At 71.0% G+C, this 26608-nt stretch carries 19 protein-coding genes; 9 read left to right on the top strand and 10 right to left on the bottom strand.

Going from position 1 to position 26608, the window contains the following annotated elements; all coding sequences use genetic code 11:
- Positions 1-40 precede the first annotated feature (40 nt).
- On the bottom strand, positions 41-5011 hold the full coding sequence (locus ACFWUY_RS31335) for an NAD-glutamate dehydrogenase (protein WP_384117586.1): 4971 nt from the start codon (positions 5009-5011) through the stop codon (positions 41-43).
- Positions 5012-5442: 431 nt separating this feature from the next.
- On the opposite strand from ACFWUY_RS31335, the gene ACFWUY_RS31330 reads away from it, so the two are divergent.
- Positions 5443-5997, top strand: coding sequence for a DJ-1/PfpI family protein (locus ACFWUY_RS31330; RefSeq protein WP_384117583.1), 555 nt, complete (start codon positions 5443-5445; stop codon positions 5995-5997).
- A 207-nt stretch (positions 5998-6204) separates the two neighbouring features.
- Here the strand turns inward: ACFWUY_RS31330 and ACFWUY_RS31325 are convergent, their stop codons facing one another.
- Positions 6205-6861, bottom strand: a complete 657-nt coding sequence (locus tag ACFWUY_RS31325; protein ID WP_384117580.1) for an HAD family hydrolase — start codon at positions 6859-6861, stop codon at positions 6205-6207.
- Positions 6862-6919: 58 nt separating this feature from the next.
- Positions 6920-7426, bottom strand: a complete 507-nt coding sequence (locus ACFWUY_RS31320) for a DUF6912 family protein (protein WP_384117577.1) — start codon at positions 7424-7426, stop codon at positions 6920-6922.
- A 275-nt stretch (positions 7427-7701) separates the two neighbouring features.
- Here ACFWUY_RS31320 and ACFWUY_RS31315 point away from each other — a divergent pair, with 275 nt between their 5' ends.
- The gene (locus ACFWUY_RS31315) at positions 7702-8274 is read left to right on the top strand and encodes an Rv3235 family protein (protein WP_384117575.1); all 573 of its coding nucleotides are present in this window, start codon (positions 7702-7704) and stop codon (positions 8272-8274) included.
- Between the two features lie 132 nt (positions 8275-8406).
- Here the strand turns inward: ACFWUY_RS31315 and secA are convergent, their stop codons facing one another.
- Positions 8407-11217 carry a preprotein translocase subunit SecA gene (gene secA / locus ACFWUY_RS31310; RefSeq protein ID WP_384117572.1) on the bottom strand — a complete coding sequence of 937 codons (2811 nt, stop codon included), beginning with the start codon at positions 11215-11217 and terminating at the stop codon, positions 8407-8409.
- 239 nt (positions 11218-11456) lie between these two features.
- Between secA and ACFWUY_RS31305 the strand changes: the two genes are divergently transcribed.
- Both ACFWUY_RS31305 and ACFWUY_RS31300 read left to right on the top strand, forming a co-directional pair.
- Positions 11457-12047, top strand: coding sequence for a GNAT family N-acetyltransferase (locus ACFWUY_RS31305; RefSeq protein WP_384117569.1), 591 nt, complete (start codon positions 11457-11459; stop codon positions 12045-12047).
- Positions 12048-12077: 30 nt separating this feature from the next.
- A complete protein-coding gene (locus ACFWUY_RS31300) occupies positions 12078-13247 on the top strand; it encodes a winged helix-turn-helix domain-containing protein (RefSeq protein ID WP_384117566.1) in 1170 nt (389 codons plus the stop codon).
- A 44-nt stretch (positions 13248-13291) separates the two neighbouring features.
- Here ACFWUY_RS31300 and ACFWUY_RS31295 read toward each other — a convergent pair whose 3' ends face one another.
- From ACFWUY_RS31295 to mtrA, 6 genes are all read right to left on the bottom strand, one after another.
- On the bottom strand, positions 13292-14044 hold the full coding sequence (locus ACFWUY_RS31295) for a response regulator (protein ID WP_384117563.1): 753 nt from the start codon (positions 14042-14044) through the stop codon (positions 13292-13294).
- A 220-nt stretch (positions 14045-14264) separates the two neighbouring features.
- A complete protein-coding gene (hpf, locus tag ACFWUY_RS31290) occupies positions 14265-14945 on the bottom strand; it encodes a ribosome hibernation-promoting factor, HPF/YfiA family (RefSeq protein WP_384117561.1) in 681 nt (226 codons plus the stop codon).
- Between the two features lie 295 nt (positions 14946-15240).
- Complete coding sequence (locus ACFWUY_RS31285) at positions 15241-16050, bottom strand: ComF family protein (protein WP_384117558.1); 810 nt, start codon at positions 16048-16050, stop codon at positions 15241-15243.
- 101 nt (positions 16051-16151) lie between these two features.
- A complete protein-coding gene (locus ACFWUY_RS31280) occupies positions 16152-18044 on the bottom strand; it encodes an LpqB family beta-propeller domain-containing protein (protein ID WP_384117553.1) in 1893 nt (630 codons plus the stop codon).
- On the bottom strand, positions 18034-20052 hold the full coding sequence (mtrB, locus tag ACFWUY_RS31275; protein ID WP_384117548.1) for an MtrAB system histidine kinase MtrB: 2019 nt from the start codon (positions 20050-20052) through the stop codon (positions 18034-18036). Before mtrB ends, ACFWUY_RS31280 begins: the two co-directional genes overlap by 11 nt.
- A gap of 1 nt (position 20053) precedes the next feature.
- Positions 20054-20731, bottom strand: coding sequence for a two-component system response regulator MtrA (gene mtrA, locus ACFWUY_RS31270; RefSeq protein WP_030224028.1), 678 nt, complete (start codon positions 20729-20731; stop codon positions 20054-20056).
- A gap of 330 nt (positions 20732-21061) precedes the next feature.
- On the opposite strand from mtrA, the gene ACFWUY_RS31265 reads away from it, so the two are divergent.
- Genes ACFWUY_RS31265 through ACFWUY_RS31245 form a run of 5 tightly spaced genes read left to right on the top strand, consistent with a single transcriptional unit; the run spans position 21062 to position 26484 of the window.
- A complete protein-coding gene (locus ACFWUY_RS31265; protein WP_384117540.1) occupies positions 21062-22285 on the top strand; it encodes a hypothetical protein in 1224 nt (407 codons plus the stop codon).
- A 4-nt stretch (positions 22286-22289) separates the two neighbouring features.
- The gene (locus ACFWUY_RS31260) at positions 22290-22982 is read left to right on the top strand and encodes a DUF4129 domain-containing protein (protein ID WP_384117537.1); all 693 of its coding nucleotides are present in this window, start codon (positions 22290-22292) and stop codon (positions 22980-22982) included.
- Entirely contained in the window at positions 22979-24181 is a 1203-nt protein-coding gene (locus ACFWUY_RS31255; protein ID WP_384117532.1) for a DUF4350 domain-containing protein, read from the top strand. The genes ACFWUY_RS31260 and ACFWUY_RS31255 overlap by 4 nt, the downstream gene beginning before the upstream one ends.
- Positions 24178-25161: an AAA family ATPase gene (locus ACFWUY_RS31250; protein ID WP_384117529.1), complete on the top strand. Its 984-nt coding sequence runs from the start codon at positions 24178-24180 to the stop codon at positions 25159-25161. The genes ACFWUY_RS31255 and ACFWUY_RS31250 overlap by 4 nt, the downstream gene beginning before the upstream one ends.
- A 12-nt stretch (positions 25162-25173) precedes the next feature.
- Positions 25174-26484 carry a DUF58 domain-containing protein gene (locus ACFWUY_RS31245; RefSeq protein WP_384117527.1) on the top strand — a complete coding sequence of 437 codons (1311 nt, stop codon included), beginning with the start codon at positions 25174-25176 and terminating at the stop codon, positions 26482-26484.
- Positions 26485-26608 lie beyond the last annotated feature (124 nt).

The following is a 26608-nucleotide window of genomic DNA, read 5'->3' as shown; positions in this document are numbered from 1 at the left end:
CCCCGCCGGAACACCGGCGGGGCCCTTCCTCACATCATGCCTAGCTGTGCGTACGGAGCAGCGTGCGCATGGTCCGCATCGCCACCGACAGGTTCGCCAGGTCGAAGGTGTCCGACCCCTGGATCTCCTCCAGGGTCGTCCGCGCACGGCTCAGGATCGCCGCGTTCTTCTCCTCCCAGGCCTTGAACCGCTCCTCCGGGCTCGACGCGCCGTTCCCCGCCGCCAGAACGTCCGCCGTCAGCGCCGAGTGCGCCGCGAACAGGTCCTCACGGATCGAGGCGCGGGCCATCGACTGCCACCGGTCGCTGCGCGGCAGCTCGCTGATCCGGTCCATCAGGTCGGTGATCCGCAGCCGGTCGGCCAGGTCGTAGTAGACCTCGGCCACCGCGAGCGGGTCCTTGCCCGTCCGGTCCGCGATCGCGACGACGTCGAGGATCGGGAACGCGGACGAGAAGCCGGCGACCCGCAGCGCGAGCTCCTCCGGCACGCCGAACGCGGTCAGCTCGTCCAGGATCGACTGGTACCACTCCAGGTCCGAACCGCGCAGCAGCGACGGCAGCTGCTCCCAGACCTCGTCGACGCGGTCGGCGAAGAAGTCGATGGTCTCGGTGAGCCGGAGCGGCTGCGGCCGGTTGTTGAGCAGCCAGCGGGTGCCGCGCTCGACGAGCCGGCGGGAGTGCAGCCGCATCCGGGTCTGGACCTCGGCCGGCACCCGGTTGTCGAGCGCCTCGACGGCGTCCCAGACCTGGCTGAGGCGGAAGACCACGCGGGCGGCGGTCTGCGCCCGGACGATCTCCTCGATCGACGCGCCGGTCTCCTCGCGGAGGCGGTGCAGGAACGTCGAGCCGCCGGTGTTGACGACGTCGTTGACCAGGACCGTGGTGATGATCTCGCGGCGCAGGGCGTGGTTGTCGACGGCCTCCGTGAACTTCTCGCGCAGCAGCGTCGGGAAGTACGCGTGGAGCAGCCCGCGCAGGTACGGGTCGTCCGGCAGTTCCGTACCGATGAGCTCGTCGGCCACCGTGATCTTGGTGTACGCGAGGAGAACGGCCAGTTCCGGCTGGCTCAGGCCCTTGCCGTTGTTGAGCAGCTCGCGGATCTGGCGGTCGTTGGGCAGGAACTCGAGCGACCGGTCGAGGGCCCCGTCGCGGCCCAGGCGGCGCATGAACCGCTGGTGGGCGTGGAGCAGCGAGGGCGACTGGGCGACGGCGTTGGCCAGGGCCGTGTTCTGCGCGTAGTTGTTGCGCAGGACGAGCGTGCCGACCTCGTCGGTCATCTCCGCGAGGATCTTGTTGCGCTGCTTGACGGTCATGTCGCCCTCGGCGACGAGCCCGTTGAGCAGGATCTTGATGTTGACCTCGTGGTCGGAGGTGTCGACTCCGGCGCTGTTGTCGATGGCGTCGGTGTTGACCTTGCCGCCGTGGCCCTCGGGGCCGCCGACGCGGGCGAACTCGATACGGCCCAGCTGGGTCGCGCCGAGGTTGCCGCCCTCGCCGATGACCTTGGCGCGCACGTCCTGGCCGTCGACGCGGATGGCGTCGTTGGCCTTGTCGCCGACATCGGCGTTCGACTCGACGGAGGACTTGACGTACGTGCCGATGCCGCCGTTCCACAGCAGGTCGACGGGCGCCTGGAGGATCGCCTTCATCAGCTCGGCCGGGGTCATCTTGGTGACGCCGTCCTCGATGCCGAGGGCGGCCCTGACGTGCGCGTTGACCGGGATCGACTTGGCGCTGCGGGGGTGGATGCCGCCACCCGTCGAGAGCAGCGCCGTGTCGTAGTCGGCCCAGGACGAACGGGGCAGCTCGAAGAGCCGGCGGCGCTCGGCGTACGAGACGGCCGCGTCCGGGTTCGGGTCGATGAAGATGTGCCGGTGGTCGAACGCGGCGACGAGCCTGATGTGCTCGCTCAGCAGCATGCCGTTGCCGAAGACGTCGCCCGACATGTCGCCGACGCCGACGACCGTGAAGTCCTCGCTCTGGGTGTCGTGGCCCAGCTCGCGGAAGTGGCGCTTGACGGACTCCCAGGCGCCACGGGCGGTGATGCCCATGCCCTTGTGGTCGTAGCCGGCGGAGCCGCCGGAGGCGAAGGCGTCGCCCAGCCAGAAGCCGTACGACTCGGCGACCCCGTTGGCGATGTCGGAGAAGGTCGCGGTGCCCTTGTCGGCGGCGACGACCAGGTAGGTGTCGTCCTCGTCGTGGCGGACCACGTCGACCGGCGGCACGACCTCGCCCGCGACCAGGTTGTCGGTGATGTCGAGCAGCGCCGAGATGAAGGTCTTGTACGAGGCGATGCCCTCGGCCAGCCAGGCGTCACGGTCCACGGACGGGTCCGGGAGCTGCTTGGCGACGAAGCCGCCCTTGGCACCGACCGGCACGATGACGGTGTTCTTCACCATCTGCGCCTTGACCAGGCCGAGGATCTCCGTACGGAAGTCCTCACGGCGGTCGGACCAGCGCAGACCGCCTCGGGCGACCTTGCCGAAGCGCAGGTGGACACCCTCGACGCGCGGGGAGTACACCCAGATCTCGAAGGCCGGCCGGGGGGCCGGCAGGTCCGGGATGACCTGCGGGTCGAACTTCATCGACACGTAGGAGTGCCGCTCGCCCCGCTCGTTCTTCTGGAAGAAGTTGGTCCGCAGGGTGGCCTTGATGACGGTGAGGAAGGACCGCAGGATCCGGTCCTCGTCCAGGCTCGCGACCTGGTCGAGGGCGCCGTCCAGCTCCTCCAGGATGCCGTCGGTCAGCTCGGTGCCGGCGCGCTGGCGCTCCGGGGCCATCCGGGCTTCGAAGAGGTTGACGAGCAGCCGGGTGGTGTGGACGTTGTTGCGGAGGGTGTCCTCCATGTAGTCCTGGCTGAACGTCGCCCCGGCCTGCCGCAGGTACTTGGCGTAGGCGCGCAGCACCATCGCCTCGCGCCAGTTGAGACCGGCGGAGAGGACGAGCGAGTTGAAGTTGTCGTTCTCGGCCTCGCCGTTCCAGGTGGCGGCGAAGGCCTCCTGGAACCGCTCCCGGGCGTCGTCGCCGAAGGAGACGACGCCGTTGCCCGTCGAGGCCGGCAGCCGCAGACCGAAGTCGTAGATCCAGGCGTGCGTACGGTCGGCGCAGCGCAGCTCGTACGGGCGCTCGTCGGTGACCTCGACGCCGAGCCGGTTGAGGACCGGCAGGACGGCGGAGAGGGAGATCGGGTCGCCCGTCTTGAAGATCTTGAAGCGGCGCTCGCCGGGGCCCGCGACGACCGGCTCGTACAGGGAGAGCGCGAAGTCCGAGCCGCTGGTTTGGGCGAGGGCCTCCATGTGGGCCAGGTCGGCGACGGCCGCACGCGGCGAGTGGTCGGCCTTGTAGCCCTCGGGGAAGGCGTTGCCGTAGCGGCGGAGCAGCTCGGCGGCGCGCTCCTCGCCGAACTCGGCGTTCAGCGCCTCGCCGAAGCCGTCGGCCCAGGAACGGGCGGCCTCGACGAGCCGGGCCTCGATGCGGTCGACGTCGGCGTCGGTGAGCTTCGCCAGCTCGGTGCCGGGCTTGACGCGGACGACGAAGTGCAGCCGGGACAGGATCGACTCGGTGTTCCAGGCGGTGAAGTCGACGCTGGTGCCGTCGAGCTCCTCCTTCAGGATGTCGATGATCCGCAGCCGGACACGGGTCGTGTAGCGGTCGCGCGGCAGGTAGACGAGGGCCGAGTAGTAGCGGCCGTACTCGTCCTGGCGCAGGTAGAGCCGCAGCCGGCGCCGCTCCTGGAGGTACAGGACGCTGGTGACGATGGCCTGGAGCTGGTCGACCGGCGTCTGGAACAGCTCGTCGCGCGGGTACGTCTCCAGGATCTGGAGCAGGTCGCGGCCGTCGTGGCTGTTCGGCGAGAAGCCGGCGCCCTCCAGGACCTCCTGGACCTTGCGCTTGACGACCGGGACCCGGCGGACGGACTCGGTGTAGGCGGCCGAGGAGAACAGGCCGAGGAAGCGGCGCTCACCGATGACGTTGCCGTCGGCGTCGAACTTCTTCACACCGACGTAGTCGAGGTACGAGGGGCGGTGCACGGTCGCCCGGCTGTTGGCCTTCGTCAGGATCAGCAGCTTGTGCTCGCGCGCCTTGGCACGGGCGTCGGCGGGCAGCCGGCTGAAGGACGGCGAGACGGGGTGCGCGTGGTGGCCCTGGTCGTCGCCCGAGTGGTGCGGGTCGGAGCGCAGGATGCCGAGGCCCGTACCGGGCACGGCGGTCAGGGCGTCACCGTCGACCAGCTCGTACTCGCGGTAGCCGAGGAAGGTGAAGTGGTCGTCGGCGAGCCAGCGCAGCAGCTCGCGGGCCTCCTCCACCTCGGTCGGCCGCAGGTCGGACGCGGTGGGCTCGCCCGGGAGGCCTTCGGCGATCCGCAGGGCGGCCTCGCGCATCTTCTCCCAGTCCTCGACCGTCTCGCGGACGTCGGACAGGACGCGCAGCAGGTCGGCAGTGATCTGCTTCAGGTCGGCGCGGTCGGTCTCACGGTCGATCTCGACGTGGATCCAGGACTCGGTGAGCGCGTCGTGCGGCAGCTCGCCCTGGATCTGTGCCGAGAGGACCTCGATGAGCTTTCCGGCGACGTCACGGCGGACCAGGACCTGCGGGTGGATCACGACGTGGATGCCGCGGCCCTGGCGTGACAGCTCGTTGGTGACCGAGTCCACGAGGAACGGCATGTCGTCGGTGACCACCTCGACGACGGAGTGGCTGCTCGTCCAGCCGTTCTCCTCGACCGTCGGAGTGTGGACACGGACGTTCGCGGTGCCCTGCGGACGGTTCTCCGCGAGCCTGTAGTGAGAGAGAGCGGCACCGAACACGTCGACCGGATCCCGGTCGCCGAGGTCCTCCGGCGCGGTGTGCAGGTAGTAGCGCTGGAGGTACTCGAGCACGGTGTCCCGGTCCGAGTGCTCCCCGGCACCCTCCGGGCCCGTCGGAAGTCGCCCCCCGACCGGGCTGTGCTCAGCTACCCGGGCGGCCCTCTCGAGCAGCTCGGCCTTGGCTTCGTCCAGCTTGGTCTGCATGTCCTCTGACTCCTGGTCGCGCGCCGTTGCGTGACGTCGGTGGAAGGAAGGGCACAGCGCCACGACACGGTGTTCCGGTCGAAGACGACGTTATGCCCGAATGAGAGATGCCCGGGTCGTTATCGGCCACGGAGCGCGGCCCGCCCGGACGGAGAGGATCGGCGAACGCACGGTCGGCCCGGCCGCTGTCGCGGACCGGGCGGCAGCCGGGGGCTGCATTGCCCCCTCGGCGTATAGCGCTGATCACGGGAAAAGCCTATCGCTCCCGACCCCCGGGCCGTCATGGTCCGTATGTGTACAAAAGAGGGGGTGGAAGTTTGACGTTATGGACAGCGACACATGTCCTCTTGGCAAAGTGTCCCGCCCCGGGCAGCGTGTACCCGAGCATGGGCGCAGCACGGCAGACCGACCCTCTGTGATCTGGGAGAGCCATGGCGAAGATCCTGATCGTGACCGGTGACGCGGCGGAGTCGCTTGAGGTGATGTACCCCTACCAGCGACTGCTCGAAGAGGGATACGAGGTCGACATCGCGGCCCCGGCCCGCAAGCAGCTCCGGTTCGTCGTCCACGACTTCGAACCCGGCTTCGACACATACACCGAGAAGCCCGGCTACACCTGGCCCGCCGACCTGGCCTTCTCCGAGGTCGACCCGGGCGCGTACGTGGCGGTGGTGATCCCGGGCGGCCGGGCCCCGGAGTACCTGCGCAACGACCCGGAGCTCCGCAAGGTGCTCAAGGCCTTCTTCGACGCCGACAAGCCGGTGGCCCAGATCTGCCACGGCCCGCTCCTGACGGCGGCGATCGGCGGCCTCGAGGGCCGCCGGGTCACGGCGTACCCGGCGCTCGAACTCGACATGCAGGCGGCCGGGGCGACCTTCCAGGACAGCGCGGCGGTGGTCGACGGCCTCCTGGTCTCCTCCCGCGCCTGGCCGGACCACCCCACCTGGATGCGCGAATTCCTGAAGATCCTCCGCACCAAGGCCTGACGCGTACCTGGTGGTTGTGGGCATCGCCGGCTCGGCCAGGTGGTTGTGGGCATACGTTCCTCCCCCAGACTTCGTCCGGGGGGACCCCCAGGGCGATGGGGGTCCCCCTGCTCGAGCGAAGCCGAGAGCTTGGGGGAGGGTGGGACAACCACCCACCGGGCCGCACCCGGCCCGCAACCGCACCACCCACCGGCCCGAGCCGACCCGCTAGACCAGCTCCTCCGCGACAGCCACCGCTTCCTCCAGCGAGTCCACCACCGGCACCCCCACCCGCTCCAGCGACACCCGACTGTGCGACCCGCCGGTGTAGAGCACCGCCCGAGCCCCCACATGCGCCGCCGCCACCGCGTCGTCCGCCGCGTCGCCGATGACGACGACCCGGTCCGCGGGGACGCGGAGCGCCGCGAGGTGCCGCACCATGTGCCCGGACTTCCCGTCCGTCGAGGTGTCGACGCGCCCGTCCATCCGCAGGAACCGCTCGGCGATCCCGTGCCGCCGCACCAGCGGTATCAGATCCGTGTGGGGCGCGAGGGACAGCAGCGACTGCGTGAACCCGGACGCCTGCCGCGCCGCGAGCAGCTCCGCGGCACCGGAGGTCAGCCCGCAGTTCTCGGCCCGCTCCCAGTAGTGCCGGTGGAAGACGCCGTCCATGACGATCCACTCGGCGTCGGTGGGCAGCCGCCCCATGAGTCGCTCGTAGAACTTGGGCACCGGCACCGTGTACAGCTCGCGGTACCGCTCCAGGGTGATCGGCTCGAGCCCGAGCTCGGCGAACGCCGCGTTCGTCGCCCCGGTGTCGTCGAGCAGTGTGCCGTTCCAGTCCCAGACCAGGTGTTTGCCGCGCGAGCCGTCGTGCTTCCCCATGCCGAAGAAGGTACCCGGCCGCACCGACAGCGAAGACTCGGCGGTGGGTCCGGGCCGATCAGCCCAGCAGCCCCGGGATCTCCTGCACCCCGAACCACAGCAGCTCGTGGTCCTCGGCCCCGTCCACGACGAACCGCGCGTCGTCGTCACCCTGGTCCGCCGCTCCCAGCGCGTCGGCGGCGGCCGTCACGTCCGGCTCCGCGTCGTCCGCGTCGGCGTGCACCGCGGCCGCCCTGGCGAGCGGCACGGACCCGGCGATCCGGACCTCGCCGATGGAGCCGGCGTCGAGCCCGCGGTCGGGGTCCATGGTCGCGTCCTTGTCGGCCACGTCGACGGCGACGACGATCCGGCGCCGGGGCGCGCCGGGGTCGCCCGCGAGGAGACGCAGGGAGGCGGACGCGGCCCGGTTGAGCGCCGCGTACTCCAGTTCCTCGATGTCGTCGGAGACGTACCACTCGCGCAGGGCGGGGGTGACGGCGTAGGCCGTCAGCGGGCCGGGGCCCAGCTCGCCCGCCTTGTGCGCCTGTGCGAGACCGGGGAGGGTCAGGGGGACGTACGCGCGCATTGCTGGCCGCTCTTTCGTAGACGGAGAGCCCTCAGGATACGTGCGGAGTCCCCCTTCGGGGTTCCCGGCCGGTCCCCGCCGGCGTCCACCGGGGGAGGTGCTTCTCCGGACCCCGGAGAGCCGATTTTCCGCCGCGTCACCCGGATAGGTGATTCACCTTTCGGCTCACCCCGCCGCCGCGAGCTCCTTGCGAGCGCCCCGAGCCCGCCCGTACAAGATCCCCAACGGAAGTTACTGACTGGTATCAGTCGGTTACACAACGACAGGGGACCGCCATGACCACCACGCTCGCCACCGCGACACCCGCGCCCACGCCGCCCGCGCCGACCGCCGCCCAGCCGCAACCGCTCCCCCTCCCGCTGCCGACCAGGGCGGCGGCCACCCGTCCCCGTACCCCCCGCCCCCGCACCGCCCCCGGCGGTCCCGCCGGCACCCGCCCGCGCGGCCCCGCGGGCAGCCACCCCCGCACCCCTGCCACGGCTCCGGCCCCGCCCCGCGCGCTCCCCCCGCACACCGTCTTCGCCGAGCGCCTGCTCGCCGTGCTCAGCGGGGAGCGGCCGGTCCACTGGATGCTCGGCCACACCGTCGGCGAGGCGTACGAGCAGCTGGTCCGGATCGCCCCGGAGACGCCCCTGCGCTCGCTCGGCCCCCGCCCGGTCCTGCGCCGCTGCTCGGTCCAGGTGGACGCCGACCGGACGGCGGTGGAGGCCTTCGCGACGATCGCCACCGGGCCCCGCGTACGGGCGATGGCGTTCCGCCTCGAGCGCGGCGCCGACCAGCGCTGGCGCTGCGCCGCGGTCGAGCTCGACGGCCTCGGCACGAAAGCCCCGACGCCCCACCACGCGTGACGAACGCATGACGAACAGGCCGACCACCCCCTCACACACGCCGGAGGGGTCGGCCGCCCACCGGGCGACCGACCCCTCCGCACACCACGACGAGCCTCAACGGCTCACCGGCACCGCCTCAGCGGCACGACGTCACTTCTTGCGGCGACGCCCACCGCTCGCGTTCTTCTGCGCCTTGCGCCGCTCCGCACGGGTCATCCCGTCACCGGAGTCCGAGTCGTCGGAGGCGAAGTCTCCCTCGACGACACCGCCGTCGCCGTCCACGGTCGGCGCGGAGAAGTGCAGCCGGTCCGGCCGCTGCGGGGCGTCGAGCCCCTTGGCGCGGATCTCCGGACGCCCGGCGGGGGCGGGGACGGCGTCCTCCTTGGTGAGCGAGGGAGCGCTCGCCTGCACCGGGACCTCCTCGACCTGCTGCTCGACCTGGACCTCCAGGTTGAACAGGTAGCCGACGGACTCCTCCTTGATGCCCTCCATCATGGCGGTGAACATGTCGAAGCCCTCGCGCTGGTACTCGACCAGCGGGTCCTTCTGCGCCATGGCGCGCAGGCCGATGCCCTCCTGGAGGTAGTCCATCTCGTAGAGGTGCTCGCGCCACTTGCGGTCCAGGACGGACAGGACCACGCGCCGCTCCAGCTCACGCATGATGTCCGAGCCGAGCTGCTTCTCCCGCGAGTCGTACTGCTCGTGGATGTCGCTCTTGATGGACTCGGCGATGAACTCGGCGGTGATGCCCGCCCGGTCCCCGGCCGCGTCCTCCAGCTCCTCCACGGTGACCTTCACCGGGTAGAGCTGCTTGAAGGCGTTCCACAGGCGGTCGAGGTCCCACTCCTCCGCGAAGCCCTCGGCGGTCTCCTGGCGGATGTAGTCGTCGATCGTGTCGTCCATGAAGTGCTGGATCTGCTCGTGCAGGTCCTCGCCCTCCAGGACGCGGCGGCGCTCGGCGTAGATGACCTGGCGCTGCCGGTTGAGGACGTCGTCGTACTTCAGGACGTTCTTGCGGGTCTCGAAGTTCTGGGTCTCGACCTGCGACTGCGCGGAGGCGATGGCGCGGGTGACCATCTTGTTCTCGATCGGCACGTCGTCCGGCACGTTGGCCATGGCCATCACGCGCTCGACCATCTGCGCCTTGAACAGGCGCATCAGGTCGTCGCCGAGGGAGAGGTAGAAGCGGGACTCGCCGGGGTCGCCCTGACGGCCGGAACGACCGCGCAGCTGGTTGTCGATACGGCGGGACTCGTGGCGCTCGGTGCCCAGCACGTACAGCCCGCCGAGGTCCTTGACCTCCTCGAACTCCGCCTGCACCGCCTTCTTGGCCCGCTCCAGGGCGCCGGGGAGGGCCGCGGCCCACTCCTCGACGTGCTCGACCGGGTCGAGGCCGGCCTGACGCAGCTCGGCCTCGGCGAGGTCGTCCGGGTTGCCGCCGAGCTTGATGTCCGTACCGCGGCCGGCCATGTTCGTGGCGACGGTGACGGCGCCGCGGCGGCCGGCCTGGGCGACGATGCTCGCCTCACGGTCGTGGTGCTTGGCGTTGAGGACCTCGTGCTGCACGCCGCGCTTGGAGAGCTGCTGCGAGAGGTACTCGGACTTCTCGACGGAGGTCGTGCCGACGAGGATCGGCTGACCCTTCTCGTGCTTCTCCGCGATGTCGTCGACGACGGCGGCGAACTTGGCGACCTCGGTCCGGTAGATCAGGTCGGACTGGTCCTTGCGGATCATCGGCCTGTTCGTGGGGATCGGGACGACGCCCAGCTTGTAGATCTGGTGGAACTCGGCGGCCTCGGTCATGGCCGTACCGGTCATGCCGGAGAGCTTGTCGTACAGGAGGAAGAAGTTCTGCAGGGTGATCGTGGCGAGGGTCTGGTTCTCGTCCTTGATCGCCACCCCCTCCTTGGCCTCGATCGCCTGGTGCATGCCCTCGTTGTAGCGGCGGCCGGCGAGGATACGGCCGGTGTGCTCGTCGACGATCATGACTTCGCCGTCCATGACGACGTAGTCCTTGTCCTTCTTGAACAGTTCCTTCGCCTTGATGGCGTTGTTCAAGTAGCCCACGAGCGGGGTGTTCACCGACTCGTAGAGGTTGTCGATGCCCAGCCAGTCCTCGACCTTGGCGACACCGGCCTCGTGGATCGCGACGGTCCGCTTCTTCTCGTCGACCTCGTAGTCGCCGGTCTCCTCGATGCCCTTGAGCTGGTTGCCGGGCTCGCCCTTGCTGAGGCGGGTGACGAGCTTGGCGAAGTCGCCGTACCACTTCGTCGCCTGGTCGGCCGGGCCGGAGATGATCAGCGGCGTACGGGCCTCGTCGACGAGGATGGAGTCGACCTCGTCGACACAGGCGAAGTTGTGGCCGCGCTGGACGAGCTCGTCCTTGGACCACGCCATGTTGTCGCGGAGGTAGTCGAAGCCGAACTCGTTGTTCGTGCCGTACGTGATGTCGCAGTTGTACTGCTCGCGGCGCTGGGCCGGCGTCATGTTGGCGAGGATGCAGCCGACCGTCAGGCCGAGGAACTTGTGCACCCGGCCCATGAGCTCGGAGTCGCGCTCGGCCAGGTAGTCGTTCACCGTGATCAGGTGGACGCCCTTGCCGGAGAGCGCGTTGAGGTACGCCGGGAGGGTGCCGACGAGGGTCTTGCCCTCACCGGTCTTCATCTCGGCGACGTAGCCGAGGTGGAGCGCGGCGCCACCCATCAGCTGGACGTCGTAGTGGCGCTGACCGAGAACACGCTTGGCGGCCTCGCGCACCGTCGCGAAGGCCTCGGGCATCAGGTCGTCGAGGCTCTCGCCGTCGGCGTACCGCTGCTTGTACTCATCGGTGAGCGCCCGCAACTCGGCGTCGGAGAGGTTGACGAAGTCCTCTTCGATGGAGTTGACCTGGTCCGCGATGCGGTGCAGTTTGCGCAGGATCTTTCCTTCGCCTGCACGCATGAGCTTGTTGAAGACGGACACTGAGGCTGGTCTCCTTGCCGGTCGGGCCTGGCACTGGGTCTTGTCATGGACGCGAGCGCGGGCACGGCAGGTGGTCCCCACCGCAACGGCCATCGTAAGCGAGACCGCCCTCGCGAAGGGAGGCCCACAGTGCCGGAGCCGTACGTCCGCCCGGAAAGAGAACGCACGAGGTGGGCGGAAGGTGCCGCCCCATCCGAAAAGTGTTCGCTTCCTGTCCGCGAGGTCACCACAATCCCGGCATGGATCCCATCACCCTCACCACGGACCGACTGCGGCTGCGGAACTTCGTCCCCGAGGACGTCGACGCGGTGTACGCCGTCTGTCAGGACCCGGACATCCGGCGCTGGACCGTCGTCCCCGATCCCTATACGCGACAGGACGCCGAGCTCTTCCTGAACCGGATCGTGCCCGACGGCTGGCGTGAGGACACCGAGTACACCTTCGCCGTCGAACAGCTGGCCGGCGGCCCGTTGCTCGCCGTCGTCACCCTCAGCAGTCGCGGCACGGGCGTCTGGGAGGTCGGCTACTGGCTGGGCAGGGAGCACCGCGGCAGCGGCTACATGACGGAGACCGTCCGGGCCCTCGCTCACTGGGCCTTCACCGCGCTCGGCTGCACCCGCCTGGTGTGGCGCGCCGAGGTGGGCAACGTCGGCTCGCGTGCGGTGGCCGAGCGCGTCGGCTTCGTGATGGAGGGCGCCCAGCGCGCCGGCCTGGCCAACAAGGGCACGCTCCGGGACGCCTGGGTCGGTGCCCTGCTCCCCTCCGACTTCGGCCTCCCGAGCCCCCTGCCCTACCTCCCCGCCCCCGAGCGTCCGGCCGAGGCGGTCTGACTGTCAGTGCCGGGGCCTAGGGTGCGGAACATGACGACTGCGCCGCGCCCCGCCGCCGAACTGTCCGCCGACGAAGCCCGCCGGATCGCGCTGCGCGCCCAGGGGTTCCTGGGCGCGCCCGACCGCAGGGCCGGGGTGCGCGGGGTGCTCCGGTCGCTCGGCCAGGTCCAGCTCGACACCATCTCGGTCCTGGCCCGCTCGCACGAACTCATCCCGTACGCACGCCTGGGCGCCGTGGGCCGTACGACGGTGGAGAACGCGTACTGGACGGAGGCGCACGCCTTCGAGTACTGGTCGCACGCCGCGTGCGTCCTGCCCGTCGAGGAGTGGCCGCACTTCGCCTTCCGCCGCCGCGCCTACCGCGACCGCCCGCACTGGTACCACGACCTCTCGGCAGGGGCGTACGACAAGGTCATCGACCAGCTCCGGGACGAGGGACCGCGGACGGCGACCGAACTGGGCGGCGCGAAGAACAAGGGCGAGTGGTGGGACTGGTCCGAAACCAAGATCGCCGTCGAGCGCGCGCTGATGTTCGGCGAGGTGGTCGTGGTAGAGCGGCGCGGCTGGAAGCGGGTGTACGACCTGGCCGAGCGGGCGATCCCGCGGGCCCTGCTCCACGACGACCTGGACGACACGGAGTGCGTGCGGCGTCTGGTGCGGCAGGCCGGGGAGGCTCTGGGCGTGGGCACGCGCGCGGACATCGCCGACTACCACCGGATCAAGGGCGAGCAGTTCGACGCGGTGATCGAGACGACGGGGCTCGTGCCGGTCACGGTGGCGGGCTGGGGGAAGCCCGCCTGGGCGGACCCGGCGGCGCTGGCCACGGAGCCGCGCGGCCGGCACCGTACGACGCTGCTCTCGCCGTTCGACTCGCTGATCTGGGAGCGCCCCCGCACGGAGCGGATCTTCGGCTTCACGCACCGCCTGGAGGCGTACGTGCCGAAGCAGAAGCGGGTGCACGGCTACTTCGCGATGCCGGTCCTCGCCGGAGGCCGGCTGGTCGGCCGGGTGGATCCCGCGCGCGAGGGCAGGACGCTCGTCGCCCGGCAGGTGACGCTCGACGGTCCGAAGGCCGTGCCGGCGGTGGCGACGGCGCTGCGTGAGGCGGCCGAGTGGGTCGGCTGCGACACGGTGTCGGTGGTCCCGGAGCGGGTGAACCACCCCGAGCTCGCACCGGAGCTGGTACGGGCCCTGGCCTGAGCGCCCGCCCGATCGGCCGTCGGCTCCCGCCCGCCCCTCACCGCCTACTGGATCTCGAGGATCTTCTCCCGCATCGCGTAGACCACGGCCTCCATGCGGGAGTGCAGCTGGAGCTTCTCCAGGATGTTCCGCACGTGGTTCTTCACCGTGTTCTCGCTGATGAACAGTTCCTTGGCGATGTCCCGGTTGTTCATCCCGGTCGCGACGAGCTTGAGGACCTCCAGCTCACGGTCGGTCAGCCGGGGCGCGGGCACCAGCCTGCGCTCGTCGGTGCGCTGGATCATCGACTTGAATTCGGTGAGGAGCTTCGACGCCATCGAGGGACTGATCTGCGACTGGCCGTCCGCGACCGCGCGGATGGCCGTCGCGACCTCGTCGGTGGAGATCTCCTTGAGGAGGTAACCGGTGGCCCCGGCCTTGATCGCGTCGTAGAGGTCGGCCTCCTCGTCGCTGATCGTCAGCATGATGATCTTCGCGCTGGGGGCCACCTCCTTGATGGAGGTGCACGCCTCGATACCGCCGCGCCGGGGCATCCGTACGTCCATCAGGACGATGTCGGGCAGCAGATCGGCGGCCTTGTCCACGGCCTCCGCCCCGTCACCGGCCTCGCCGACGACCTGGATGTCCTCCTCGTGCGCGAGGACGATCTCCAGTCCGCGGCGGAAGAGGGCGTGGTCGTCCACGACAAGGACCCGGATGGGCTCCTTGCGGAATGTGCCACTGTCCGAATCCGATCCCTCCGGGACCGCATTACCGTGCTCGCGCCCGCTGAGCACCGGCCCGAAGCTGTCCGCCATCGTTCCTCCCCCTGAAGGCCGTGGCCTGAATTCGATTCCGGTCCTCCAACCGGTACGCGCAGAGCACCGGTTGGCGTGCACGCCATGATTTCATGCCCGGGCGGCGACGGCGTGCCCCGTGGACACACGGGGTGCCCCTGGGAGCGCGGAGGGCGCTCCCAGGGGCACCGTGTGGGACAACAGGTGCGGGTTGGGCTGATGTGGGGGTGCGTGCCGACCGTCAGCCGCCGAGCGCACCGCCGGCGCCGCCGGCCTCGGCGAGCGGGTCGCCCTCCAGGTGGATGACGCCGTAGTCGTACGCGTGTCGCCGGTAGACGACGCTCGGCTGCTTCGTGTCGGAGTCGACGAAGAGATAGAAGTCGTGTCCGACCAGCTCCATCTCGTAGAGCGCCTGGTCGAGCGTCATGGGTGCGGCCCGGTGGGTCTTCTCGCGGACCACCAGCGGGCCCTCGCCCTGGACTTCGATCGAGCCCATCATCGTGGTGGGCACCTTGTCGGACTCGTCGGCGACCAGTTGGCCGTCTCCGTTGAACTGGGCGGCGCCGGGCACGACGTCCCCGACCTCCGCCGCCGAAAGCCTGCCGTTTCCACGGCGGGTGTACCGCTTGTCGTGCTGCTTGCGCAGTCGTGCCTCGAGCTTGTCGCTGGCGAGGTCGAGCGCTGCGTACGGGTCGCCTGCCGCAGCTTCCGCCCGGATCACCGGGCCTCGGGAGTGGAGGGTGATCTCCACGCGGTCGGACCTGTCGGCCTGCCGCGGGTTGTGCTCCTTGGACACCTCGACGTCGAGGCTGATCACCTTGCCGTCGAGCTTCTGGATCTTCTCCAGCTTCAGCTTCTCGGCCACGTGCTTGCGGAACCGCTCGGGCACCTCGGTCTTGCGGCCCTTGACGACGATGTCCACGCAGAACTCCGTTCCCGGATCGCCCTGGTCGGCTCCTTGGCCGCCGGGCATCTCCCTTTGCACCAGACTCCGGTGGATTACCGGAGCTCGGACTTGGCGACTTTCACCTCCTCCTCCCCAGTCGACATGATCCCCACCCCATCGACAAGAGGTTAATTCGCCCTGAACTCCTGTCCTGTAGGCGCAACCAGTATTCGTCGGAGGCGATGGCTTTCACCATTCCTCACAACCGAACATAGCCCCTTCGGACGGGTGTCGGCACCCGCTACCGCGACATACCTCCGTTCGGGTGTTTTCACCTCTCACCACCTGCAACGATCCAAGTTCCTGGCAAGTTCCGGTTTATTTCGAACGAAGCGGGAGAGGATGCGATCACAGCCGCCACCCGCTGTTCGAATCCGCGCTGCCTGAAACCACCCGGTAAACCGTGCGGTATTCCAGGAATGAACGGGTGGTGTACGACTCCGAGGGCGCGCGCCGCCTCCGCCAGCGAGGCCCCCGTGGTCATCAGGTCGTCCACGAGCACCACCTTCCCCGTCGCGAGAAGCCGTCCGCCGCCCGGCACGACCTCCAGGGCTCCGGAGAGGTTCGCGAGCCGTCCGCGCGCCCCGAGCCCCGCCTGATCCGCCACGTACCGCCGCTGCCGCAGCACGGGAACGACCCGCGCCTGACGGCCGGAGGACCGCAGTCGGGCCGCCGCCGCAAGGGCGACCCGCCTCGTCGGATCGTGACCACGCGCCCGCACGGAGCGCCGTGAGGACGGCACCGGCACGAGGAGCAGCGGACCGGTCGAAGGCCCCTCGGCCTCCCCGGCGGCGGCCTCCACGGCGAGGGCCAGGGCGCCGCCCAGGGGCCGGGCCAGAGTGAGCGCCCCACGTTCCTTGTGGGCGAGGAGCAGTTCCCGTACGGCGTCGGCGTACGGCGCGACCGCGTGGACCACGGGCAGCCCGGCGGGTTCGGGCGAGGGCCGCACCCTGCGCGGTCCCGCTCCCGCCCCGGTCAGCGCGGTCGCGCACGCGGGGCACAGCTCGGTGCGCGGTCTGCCGCAGCCTCCGCAGGCGACCGGCAACACCAGCCCGGCGATCTCGCGCCACCACCCCCGCATGGCTCCACTGTGCGCCTTTGCGAGCCCTCCGGCCACCCCTGTGGAAAACCACCGGAGTACGTCAGGTCAGAGGCCCGCGCAGGCCGTGGGCCCCGGTGTCGTTACCCCGGGTAGACGGGCGAGGTGCCGTCCTTGACCAGCGGCTGCCAGTTCGTGCCGGGGGCCAGCCGCACGATGCCGTCGTCGCCGGAGTCGGCGACCACCGGCATGGAGTCGGTCTGCGGCGCGGCCACCGAGGTCACCCCGTTGAGACCGGGGAGCACCGAGGTCGCCGAGGTCGAGCCGTCCGTCTGGAGGTAGCGGATCTGCTGGACGCCACCCGCCTCCCTGCCGACGACGACGAGCCGGCTCGGCCCGGCCCAGGAGACGGCCGTGACCGACTCCATCCGGGGCGCGGCGGGCTGGAGGGCGAGCACGGAGACGACCCGCTCCTCGTCCGTCGTCTGCCGCTCCACCCGGCCGATCTGCAGGGTCGTGCGCTCGCCCCGGGTGACCACCAGGGCGATCCGGACACCGTCGGCGGAGACCCGCAGCGAGTCGATCCTGGCGTCGTCCCCCAGCCACGGCGTCCGCACCTTGACGGGGTCGCCGGTGCCACCGGGCACCATCCACAGCTGGGGCGCGGCGGGATCGCGGTCGGCGACCCACAGGTCGCCCCGGCCGTCCCAGCTGGGCGCGGACAGCCGGTCGACGGGCCTGACGGCCTTGCTACTCAGAACCGCCGGCGACAGGTCCTCCTCCGCGGTGATGGAGGAGACGAAGAGATCCCGGCCGTTCTCCCCGACCGCGGCGGCGCGGGTCTCGCCCCGGTCGACGGCGACCGAACGGAGCGGGGTCGTGCCCTTGCCGAGCGGGCCGGGCACCTCCAGGGGCGCGTTCGCCTCCCTGCCTTCGACGGCCAGCATCATCAACTTGTGGTGCTCGTCGACGAAGTACGGGTTCTCCTCCAGGTCCGAATTCCTGACCGGGGCGAACTCGGCCGCCTGTCCCTTGCCGAGACGGCACAGCGACTGACCGGACGACCCCAGCAGCTCCACCTGCTCGACGCGTACGGACGTCAGACCGCCCAGCGTGAACAGCAGCTGCGCCGCCATCCGCCGGCACGCCTCACCACCCACCAGGTCCGCCTTGGCGTTGAGCGGCACCTTGAGCGTGGACTGGTCGTCGGTCGCCAGCGTGGTGACGCCCTTCTTCAGCTCCGTACCGGAGGGAAAGCGGGAGTCGACGGCCGGCTTGAGCCAGTTCGTGGGACCTTCGAGGACCGCCTTGACCGTCTGCGTCACCGGATCCATCCGGGTGACGGGGTCCTGCCGCTGGCGGATGTAGACGGGGTCGGCGACGACCCAGTCCTCCCCCGAGGCGAAGTAGTACTTGTTGACCGACCGGTAGTTGCGGAGGAAGTCGGCCTCGCCGAGCACCAGGCCGGGCGGCAGGCTGTCGATGCGCCACTCCTTGCCCTTGCCGTTGGCGGTGGGCTGCTGCACGACATGGATCGACTGCAGGTACGTGGCGGGGCTGACCGGCTGGTACGCGTGACGTGCGTCCACGGTCGCGATCTTGCGGCCGGAGAGCGGGTAGGCACGGCCCTGGTTGTCGGGGTCGGCGTGGCGGTCGGAGGGGTCGCGGACGGGCGCCGTGGTGAGCACCGTGATGCTCTGCTCCGGCTTCCAGGTCTGCGCGGCCCGCTGCGTCAGGTACTTGCGGGCGGTGGCGAAGCCGGGGTCGTCACTGGTCATGGCTTCGAGGAAGCCGTCGACGATCTCGTCCGGAGTCGCGTTCTCCCGGGGCGCGACGGCGTAGACCCGCACCTGCGAGTCGCCCTGGTTGACCCCCTTGACGGCCTGCACGTCGCCACTGTCCGGCATCGTCGCGCAACCGGTCACGAGCAGCCCGCCGCACGCGGCGATCACCACCGCGCGCGGACTCCGCGCCCGTGTCGCCGACCCCTCTCGAAAGCCCCGCCCCGCGTGCCCCTTCCGGGAGTCAGCGCCCACGTGTCCCGTCCTCCCACTCCACGTTCCCGTGTCCGTCGGCCGTCGCCGGACCCGCCCCACCACCGCCGTCCGCCACCGCCCGTGCCACCACGCGTGCGCCACTGCCGGGCAGGGCCGTCGGGTCGACGGTCGCCCGCGGCGGCACGGGCAGCCTCGGAGGTACGGGAAGCTGCGGCCGGTCGCCGACGGCCTGTGCCGGCACCGCCGCCGTGAGACGGGCGTCCTCCTGGGCGCGCCCGGTGGCCGCCTGCTCCCGGTTGCGCCGCGAGTCCTCGGGCTCCAGGGGTATCGGGGAGCCCCGCAGCGGCTCGTCCGCGGTGCGCGGCAGGGTGAGCCGGAACTGCGAACCGCCGCCGGCCTCACCCCAGGCCTGGAGCCAGCCGCCGTGCAGCCGGGCGTCCTCGACCGCGATGGACAGGCCGAGACCGGTACCGCCGGTGGTGCGCGCACGGGCCGGATCGGCCCGCCAGAAGCGGTTGAACACCCGCGTGGCCTCGCCCGGCTTCAGCCCGACGCCGTAGTCGCGTACGGCGACGGCGACGGCCCCGCCCGCGGCGGCCAGCTTCACCACGACGTCCCGGCCCTCCCCGTGCTCGACCGCGTTGACGACGAGATTGCGCAGCACCCGCTCGACCCGGCGGGCGTCCGCCTCGGCCACCACGGGCTGCTGGTCGCCGACGACCACGATCCGGGTCCCCTTGCGCTCGGCCAGCGGTTCGGCGCCGCCGATGACCCGGCGCACGACCTGCCGCAGGTCTATCGGCTCGGCCTCCAGAGCCGCCGCGCCCGCGTCGAAGCGGCTGATCTCCAGGAGGTCGGAGAGCAGCGACTCGAAGCGGTCGAGCTGGTCGCCGAGGAGTTCGGCGGAGCGCGCGGTGACGGGATCGAAGTCGACCCGGGCCTCGTGGATGACGTCCGCGGCCATCCGGACCGTGGTCAGCGGGGTGCGGAGCTCGTGCGAGACGTCCGAGACGAACCGCCGCTGCATCCGCGACAGCTCCTCCAGCTGCTGGATCTTGAGCTGGAGGTTCTGCGCCATCTTGTTGAAGGCTTCGCCGAGCCGGGCGATGTCGTCCTCGCCGGTGACCTTCATGCGTTCCTGGAGCCGGCCGGCCGAGAGCCGTTCGGCGATCCCCGCGGCCATCCGTACGGGTGTGACGACCTGGCGCACCATGAGCCAGGCGATGGCACCGAGGAGGACCATCACGAAGAGCCCGGCGGTCGCCAGGGTGCCCTTGACCAGGGTGAGGGAGTCCTCCTCCTGGGTCAGCGGGAAGATGTAGTACAGCTCGTACTGGTCGCCCTCGGCGTCGTTCAGCCGCTTGCCGATCACGAGACCGGCCTCGGGCGCCTTGCCGTTCGTGTAGTGGATGCTGGCGAACGTCTGGAACGTGCCCGCGCCCTGGGCCACCGAGTGCCGCAGCTCGGCGGGGATGCTGGTGGCCGGATCGACCTCGCCCGAGGCGCGCACGCCACGGCTCGCGGTGTCACCGGTGTCGAGGGAGAGCGCCACCACGTTGAAGGCGCTCTGACCACCACTGGCGAGCTGCTCGACCAGGGTGGAACGCCAGTCCACGGAAGCGCCGGCCCGCCTGCCGTCCTGCTGACCGGGGGCGGATGACGTGGTCGCCGCCCTGTCCTGGGCGGCGGAGAACCCTCCGGCGGCCTGGCTCTGGGCGGCCTTCTCCTTGGCGTCGAGCAGACCGTTGCGGACCTGGCCGATGACGACCAAGCCGAGCAGCAGCACCACTCCGAGGGACATCAGCAGGGTGCCCGCGACGATCCGCAACTGGATGTTCCGCCGCCACAGCCGCACAGCGGGCAGCAGCGGGCGGCGCACCCAGCGTGCGAAGAGCCGGAGGACCGGTCCACCCGGCGCCCCGTCCTGGAACAGCCGTCCACCGCGGGGCGGACGGCCGGAACGCGAGCCCCCCCGCCCCGGTCCGGCAGCCCGCCCCGTACGGTCTCCCGGGTCCCCGGGCTTCGGAGCAGCACTGCCTGTACTCATGTCAGCTCGGTCCTGCCTTGTAACCGACGCCACGGACGGTCACCACGATCTCCGGGCGCTCGGGGTCCTTCTCGACCTTCGAGCGCAGCCGCTGGACGTGCACGTTCACCAGCCGGGTGTCGGCCGCGTGCCGGTAACCCCAGACCTGCTCCAGCAGGACCTCACGGGTGAAGACCTGCCACGGCTTGCGCGCCAGCGCGACGAGCAGATCGAACTCGAGCGGGGTCAGGGCGATGGACTGCCCCTCCCGCTTCACGGAGTGCCCGGCCACGTCGATGACGAGGTCACCGATGGTGAGCTGCTCCGGAGCCGGCTCCTCGGACCGCCGCAGCCGTGCCCGGATACGGGCGACAAGCTCCTTCGGCTTGAACGGCTTCACGATGTAGTCGTCGGCCCCGGACTCCAGGCCCACGACGATGTCCACCGTGTCGCTCTTGGCCGTGAGCATGACGATCGGCACACCCGACTCGGCCCTGATCAGGCGGCACACCTCGATGCCGTCCCTTCCGGGCAGCATCAGGTCGAGCAGCACCAGGTCAGGCTTGGCCTCCCGGAATGCGGCAAGCGCCTTGTCACCGTCCGCGACGAACGACGGCTCGAACCCTTCACCCCGCAGCACGATGCCGAGCATCTCGGCCAGTGCGGTGTCGTCGTCGACGACAAGAACGCGTCCCTTCATATCGACATCATCCCATTAGCCAATCGTTACCTGCCGTGACCTGTCCCACAGCGCCTCCCCCAGCCCGGAGCGCGATCCCGTCGACCGCGCCCCGCTCGGCCCGCCATCGCACGGTTCGCGCGAGATGATCGGGTATCCGCACAGTGTGCCGCCTACCGCTCGCACAATGAAGGTCCGGACAAAGGTACGAACGACAAGACCGGTCCCGCCCACGGGCGGGTCCCGCGTGGCACGATGGCACCCGGCCCGCCGCCGTGCCAGGTGTCGGCCGCCGTGACCGAGCCGGTTCGCCGATCCGGCACCGCGACCATTCCTCCGAGGTGGACGACCGTGAACGACACTCCGGGCTGGACCTCGCCCGGATCCGCCCCCTCCGACGACCAGGACGGTTCCGGGGTTCCCCGGCCTGTTCCGGCCGACGCGAACGGCTCCGCCCCTCAGTGGTCGAAGGACCAGCCGCCCGCCGGCCGGTGGTCCCCGCCGACCCACGGCAACCCGCCCCCGCCGCGGGCCCCCGTACGAGGCCCGGGCTGGAACGCCCCGCACTCGAACGGCCACTGGGGCAGGCCTCCTGCCGCGAAGCCCGGCGTGATCCCGCTGCGCCCGCTGGGCATGGGCGAGATCCTCGACGGCGCGGTGAAGACCCTCCGCACGTACTGGCGCACGGTACTGGCGATCTCGGTCACCGTCTCGGTGATCTCGCAGGTCGCCAGCATCCTGGCCCAGCGGTATCTCGCCCCCGCGGCCCCGGCGGTGAACCCGGACGCCACCCCCGCCGAGGCCCTCGAACAGTCGCTGGAGTCGGCCCAGTCGTCCCTGATCGGCCTGGGCCCGGCCCTGCTGGTGACGCTGATGGCGTCCCTGGTCTGCGCCGCCCTGCTGACCGTCGTCATCAGCCGCGCCATCCTCGGCCGTCCGGTGTCGCTCGGCTCCGCCTGGCAGGAGGCCCGTCCCCGCCTTCTCCAGCTCCTCGGCCTCACTCTGCTGATCGCGGCCCTGAGCGCGGGAATCGTCCTCGTCGGCGTACTCCCCGGAGTCCTGATCGGCGGCGGCGCGGGCGTCGCACTGGTCCTCCTCGGAGGCCTCGGCTCCCTGACCGCGGCCATCTGGCTCATGATCCGCTTCAACCTCGCTCCCCCCGCTCTGATACTGGAGCGCCAGGGCGTGATCGCCTCGCTGAAGCGTTCGGCCAAGCTGGTCCAGGGCGCGTGGTGGCGGATCTTCGGCATCACCCTCCTCACCCAGCTGCTGATCTTCGTCTTCACGATGATCATCGCGATCCCGTTCACGATGATCGGCATCGCTGTCGACGGCGACGGCTTCTCCGGCCTGCTCTCCGGCTCGTCCAGCACCTTCGGCTGGCCGTTCCTGATCGTCACCGGCATCGGCGGAGTGATCACCGGCGCGATCACCTACCCCATCTCGGCCGGTGTCACGGTGCTCCTCTACGTGGACCAGCGCATCCGCCGCGAAGCCCTGGACCTCGAACTGGCACGGGCCGCGGGCCTCCCCGGCTACGGCCCCGCACCGGGCGACCAGGCCGTCGGAGGCTGATGCCGTGACGGTCACGGGGGGAACCACCACGGCATGGGCGCGGTACGCCGCCGCCGACGACGTACCGGTGGACATCTCCCGCGTCCCCGCCCGCGAGGCGGCGGAACGGGAGCTGTCCAAGCCGATGTACCACGAGAACGACCCGAACCTCCTCCAGCGCGGCCTCGACCGTTTCTGGGAGTGGGTCGGCGACCTCTTCAGCGCCGCGTCCGGGGCCACCCCCGGCGGTGTCCTCGGACTCGCCGTGGTGGTCCTGTTCGTGGCCGCCCTCGCCGCCGCCCTCTGGTGGCGCCTCGGCACCCCCCACCGGGCACCCGGCACCACCGCCGACTCCCTCTTCACGGACGGCCCCCGCACCGCCCGCGACCACCGGGCCGCCGCCGCCCGACACGCCTCCGCCGGCCGCTGGAACCAGGCGGTCCAGGAACGGATGCGGGCCGTCGTCCGCTCCCTCGAAGAGCGCACCCTGCTCGACCCCCGCCCCGGCCGTACCGCCGACGAGGCTGCCGCGGAGGCGGGCCGCACCCTGCCCTCCCACGCGGACGAACTGCGCCTCGCGGCCCGCGCCTTCGACGACGTCACATACGGCGGTCGCACCGCCGACGAGACCGCGTACCGCCGCATCGAGGAACTGGACACCGCCCTGGAGCGGACCCGTCCCATCCTCGACACCGCCTCCACGGGAACGCCCGCATGAGCCGCCCGGCCACCAGCACCACGTCGACCGCCCTCTCCCCCCGCCGGCTCTGGACCCGTGCCCGGGGCACGGTCCTCGTCCTCGCCCTCGTCCTCATCGGCGGCATCGTCCTCGCGACCGTGCGGTCCACCGACTCCCACGGCGCGCTCGACCCCCGCTCCGCCGACCCCCACGGCAGCCGAGCGGTCGCCGAACTCCTCAAGGCCCGTGGCGTCATGATCACCCTCGCCACCACCCTCGACGAGGCCACGGGCGCGACCGACACCACGAGCACCCTCCTGGTCACCGCACCCGACCTGCTGACGGAGACCCAACAGTCCACGCTCCGCCGGTCCATCGCCGGATCCACCGGCCGCACCGTCCTCCTCGGCGCAGGCGCCCCCTCCCTCTCCGTCCTGGCTCCAGGGGTCACCACCGCCACCAGCACGCCTGTGGGGAACCGCTCCCCCTCCTGCACTCTGGGGGCGGCCACCCGCGCCGGCAGCGTCGACCTCGGCGGCGAGCGCTACGTCACCGGCCCCGACACGGACGCCGAAGCCTGCTACCCCTCCGACGACCTGCCGTCCCTGGTCCGCGTCCCCGGCCCCGGTACCTCCGACACCGTCCTCCTCGGCTCGCCCGACATCCTCTACAACGACCGTCTCGACCAGCAGGGCAACGCCTCGCTCGCCCTGCAACTCCTCGGCTCCCGCCCCCATCTCGTCTGGTACCTCCCCTCCCTCTCCGATGCCTCCGCCGCCGCCGACACATCCGACGACGACACCACGGGCAACTTCCTCTCCCTCATCCCCTCCGGCTGGCTCTGGGGCACACTCCAACTCGCGATCGCGGCCCTGCTCGCCGCCATCTGGCGCGGCCGCCGTCTCGGCCCCCTGGTGACCGAGCAACTCCCCGTCGCCCTCCGAGCCTCCGAGGCCACCGAGGGCCGCGCCCGCCTCTACCGCAAGGCGAACGCCCGTGACCGCGCCGCCTCCGTCCTGCGCACCGCGACCCGGACCCGGATCGCCCCCGTGCTCGGCGTCCCCGCCCAGGACGCCCACTCCTCCGAGCGCCTCCTCCCCGCGCTTTCCGCCCGTCTCCCCGAGACCACCGCGGACCCCAGGAACCTTCTCTTCGGCCCGGCTCCCGCCGACGACGCCACTCTCATCCGCCTGGCGGACCAACTCGACGCCCTCGAAAGAGAGGTACGCACCTCATGAGCGCCCCGACCCCCGAGACCGCTACGGACTCGGTCAGCGCCCGCGCCTCCCTGGAGGCCCTGCGCACCGAGATCGCGAAGGCCGTGGTCGGCCAGGACCCCGCCGTCACCGGTCTCGTCGTCGCCCTGCTCTGCCGGGGACACGTCCTCCTCGAAGGCGTGCCCGGCGTCGCCAAGACCCTGCTGGTCCGCTCGCTCGCCGCCGCACTCGAACTGGACACGAAGCGCGTCCAGTTCACCCCCGATCTCATGCCGAGCGATGTCACCGGCTCCCTGGTCTACGACACCCGGACATCCGAGTTCTCCTTCCAGCCCGGCCCGGTCTTCACCAACCTCCTGCTCGCCGACGAGATCAACCGCACGCCCCCGAAGACCCAGGCCTCCCTCCTGGAGGCGATGGAGGAACGCCAGGTCACGGTCGACGGCACCCCACGCGCCCTGCCCGAGCCCTTCCTGGTGGCCGCGACCCAGAACCCCGTCGAGTACGAGGGCACCTATCCCCTCCCAGAGGCCCAACTGGACCGGTTCCTCCTCAAGCTGACGGTCCCTCTGCCCTCACGCGCGGACGAGATCCAGGTCCTCACCCGTCACGCCGAGGGCTTCGACCCCCGCGACTTGAAGGCCGCCGGTGTCCGCCCCGTCGCGGGCCCCGCCGAGCTCGAAGCCGCCCGGGCGGCCGTCGCCAAGGTCTCGGTCTCCTCCGAGATCGCCGGCTACGTCGTCGATATCTGCCGTGCCACGCGTGATTCCCCCTCACTCGCGCTCGGGGTCTCCCCCCGAGGCGCCACCGCTCTGCTGTCCACCGCCCGCGCCTGGGCCTGGCTCACCGGCCGGGACTACGTCACCCCGGACGATGTGAAGGCCCTCGCTCTCCCCACCTTGCGACATCGCATCCACCTGCGGCCCGAGGCCGAGATGGAGGGGGTCACCCCCGACTCCGTCATCAACTCGATCCTCGCCCACGTCCCCGTCCCCCGCTGAGAACGGCGCCCCATGGCCCTCACCGGACGAACCGCGCTGCTCGCCGCCCTCGGATCGCTCCCCGTCGGCATCCTCGCCCCCAGCTGGGCGGGGATGCTCGCGGTGAACGCACCCCTCTCCCTCGCAATTCTGTGCGACTACGCCCTGGCGGCGCCAGTACGAACACTCCAATTCACCCGAAGTGGTGATACATCCGTTCGACTCGGTGACGTGGCGGACGTCCAGCTCACCGTCACCAACCCATCCCGCCGCACTCTCCGCGCCCAGCTCCGCGACGCCTGGCCGCCCAGCAGTTGGCTCTCCGGCACCGAGCAGGCCGCCTCACGCCAACGACTCACCGTCCCCGCCGGGGAACGCCGCCGTCTCACCACGACCCTGCGCCCGACCCGTCGCGGTGACCGCCGGGCCGAACGGGTCACGGTCCGTTCCTACGGCCCCCTCGGCCTCGCGGCCCGCCAGGGCAACCACGAGGTCCCCTGGACCGTTCGCGTCCTGCCGCCCTTCACGAGCCGCAAGCACCTGCCGTCCCGCCTGGCCAGGCTCCGTGAACTCGACGGCCGCACCAGCGTGCTGACCCGCGGCGAAGGTACCGAGTTCGACAGTCTCCGCGAGTACGTCCCCGGCGACGACACCCGCTCGATCGACTGGCGTGCCACCGCCCGCCAGAGCACGGTCGCCGTCCGCACCTGGCGCCCCGAGCGCGACCGTCACATCCTCATCGTGCTCGACACCGGCCGCACCTCGGCCGGCCGCGTCGGCGACGTTCCTCGCCTGGACGCCTCCATGGACGCGGCTCTCCTCCTCACCGCGCTCGCTTCCCGTGCCGGTGACCGCGTGGACCTCCTGGCCTACGACCGGCGCCTCCGCGCCCAGGTTCAGGGCCGCTCCGCCGCCGACGTCCTCCCTGCCGTGATCAGCGCCCTCGCCCCGCTCGAGCCCGAGCTGGTGGAGACCGACGCCCGCGGCTTGGCCGCGACCGCCCTCGCGCGCGCTCCTCGCCGCTCACTGATCGTCCTGCTGACAAGCCTCGACGCGGCCCCGATCGAAGAGGGCCTCCTCCCGGTCCTGCCTCAGCTCGCCCAGCGCCACACGGTCCTGGTGGCCTCCGTGGCCGATCCCCACATCGCCCGGATGACGGCAACTCGCGGCACGATCGACGGCGTCTACGAGGCTGCGGCAGCGACCCAGACGACATCCCAGCGCTCCCGTACGGCCGACCAGCTCAAGCGCCGCGGTGTCACGGTCGTCGACGCCGCCCCCGACACCCTCGCCCCCGCCCTGGCCGACGCCTACCTCGCCCTCAAGGCCGCCGGCCGCCTCTGACACCCGGCGTCCCGCCCCCGAAAAGGGTGCCGGCCTGTAAACGCAGAAAAGCCCCGCACCAGAAGGTGCGGGGCTTTCCCACAATGATTGTTCGGCGGTGTCCTACTCTCCCACAGGGTCCCCC

Origin of the sequence: Streptomyces sp. NPDC058664, assembly GCF_042716635.1 — a bacterium.
Taxonomy (GTDB): Bacteria; Actinomycetota; Actinomycetes; order Streptomycetales; family Streptomycetaceae; genus Streptomyces.
This window is presented reverse-complemented; position numbering and strand designations above follow the sequence as displayed.

Bases quoted from the DNA above. Each gene is read 5' to 3' on its own strand.
- ACFWUY_RS31255 (WP_384117532.1), top strand. From the start codon at position 22,979: ATGAGCCGCCCGGCCACCAGCACCACGTCGACCGCCCTCTCCCCCCGC.
- ACFWUY_RS31330 (WP_384117583.1), top strand. From the start codon at position 5,443: ATGGCGAAGATCCTGATCGTGACCGGTGACGCGGCGGAGTCGCTTGAG.
- ACFWUY_RS31245 (WP_384117527.1), top strand. From the start codon at position 25,174: ATGGCCCTCACCGGACGAACCGCGCTGCTCGCCGCCCTCGGATCGCTC.
- ACFWUY_RS31335 (WP_384117586.1), bottom strand. From the start codon at position 5,011: ATGCAGACCAAGCTGGACGAAGCCAAGGCCGAGCTGCTCGAGAGGGCC.
- ACFWUY_RS31295 (WP_384117563.1), bottom strand. From the start codon at position 14,044: ATGGCGGACAGCTTCGGGCCGGTGCTCAGCGGGCGCGAGCACGGTAAT.
- ACFWUY_RS31320 (WP_384117577.1), bottom strand. From the start codon at position 7,426: ATGCGCGCGTACGTCCCCCTGACCCTCCCCGGTCTCGCACAGGCGCAC.
- ACFWUY_RS31315 (WP_384117575.1), top strand. From the start codon at position 7,702: ATGACCACCACGCTCGCCACCGCGACACCCGCGCCCACGCCGCCCGCG.
- ACFWUY_RS31285 (WP_384117558.1), bottom strand. From the start codon at position 16,050: ATGCGGGGGTGGTGGCGCGAGATCGCCGGGCTGGTGTTGCCGGTCGCC.
- ACFWUY_RS31250 (WP_384117529.1), top strand. From the start codon at position 24,178: ATGAGCGCCCCGACCCCCGAGACCGCTACGGACTCGGTCAGCGCCCGC.
- ACFWUY_RS31305 (WP_384117569.1), top strand. From the start codon at position 11,457: ATGGATCCCATCACCCTCACCACGGACCGACTGCGGCTGCGGAACTTC.
- mtrB (WP_384117548.1), bottom strand. From the start codon at position 20,052: ATGAGTACAGGCAGTGCTGCTCCGAAGCCCGGGGACCCGGGAGACCGT.
- ACFWUY_RS31300 (WP_384117566.1), top strand. From the start codon at position 12,078: ATGACGACTGCGCCGCGCCCCGCCGCCGAACTGTCCGCCGACGAAGCC.
- ACFWUY_RS31325 (WP_384117580.1), bottom strand. From the start codon at position 6,861: ATGGGGAAGCACGACGGCTCGCGCGGCAAACACCTGGTCTGGGACTGG.
- mtrA (WP_030224028.1), bottom strand. From the start codon at position 20,731: ATGAAGGGACGCGTTCTTGTCGTCGACGACGACACCGCACTGGCCGAG.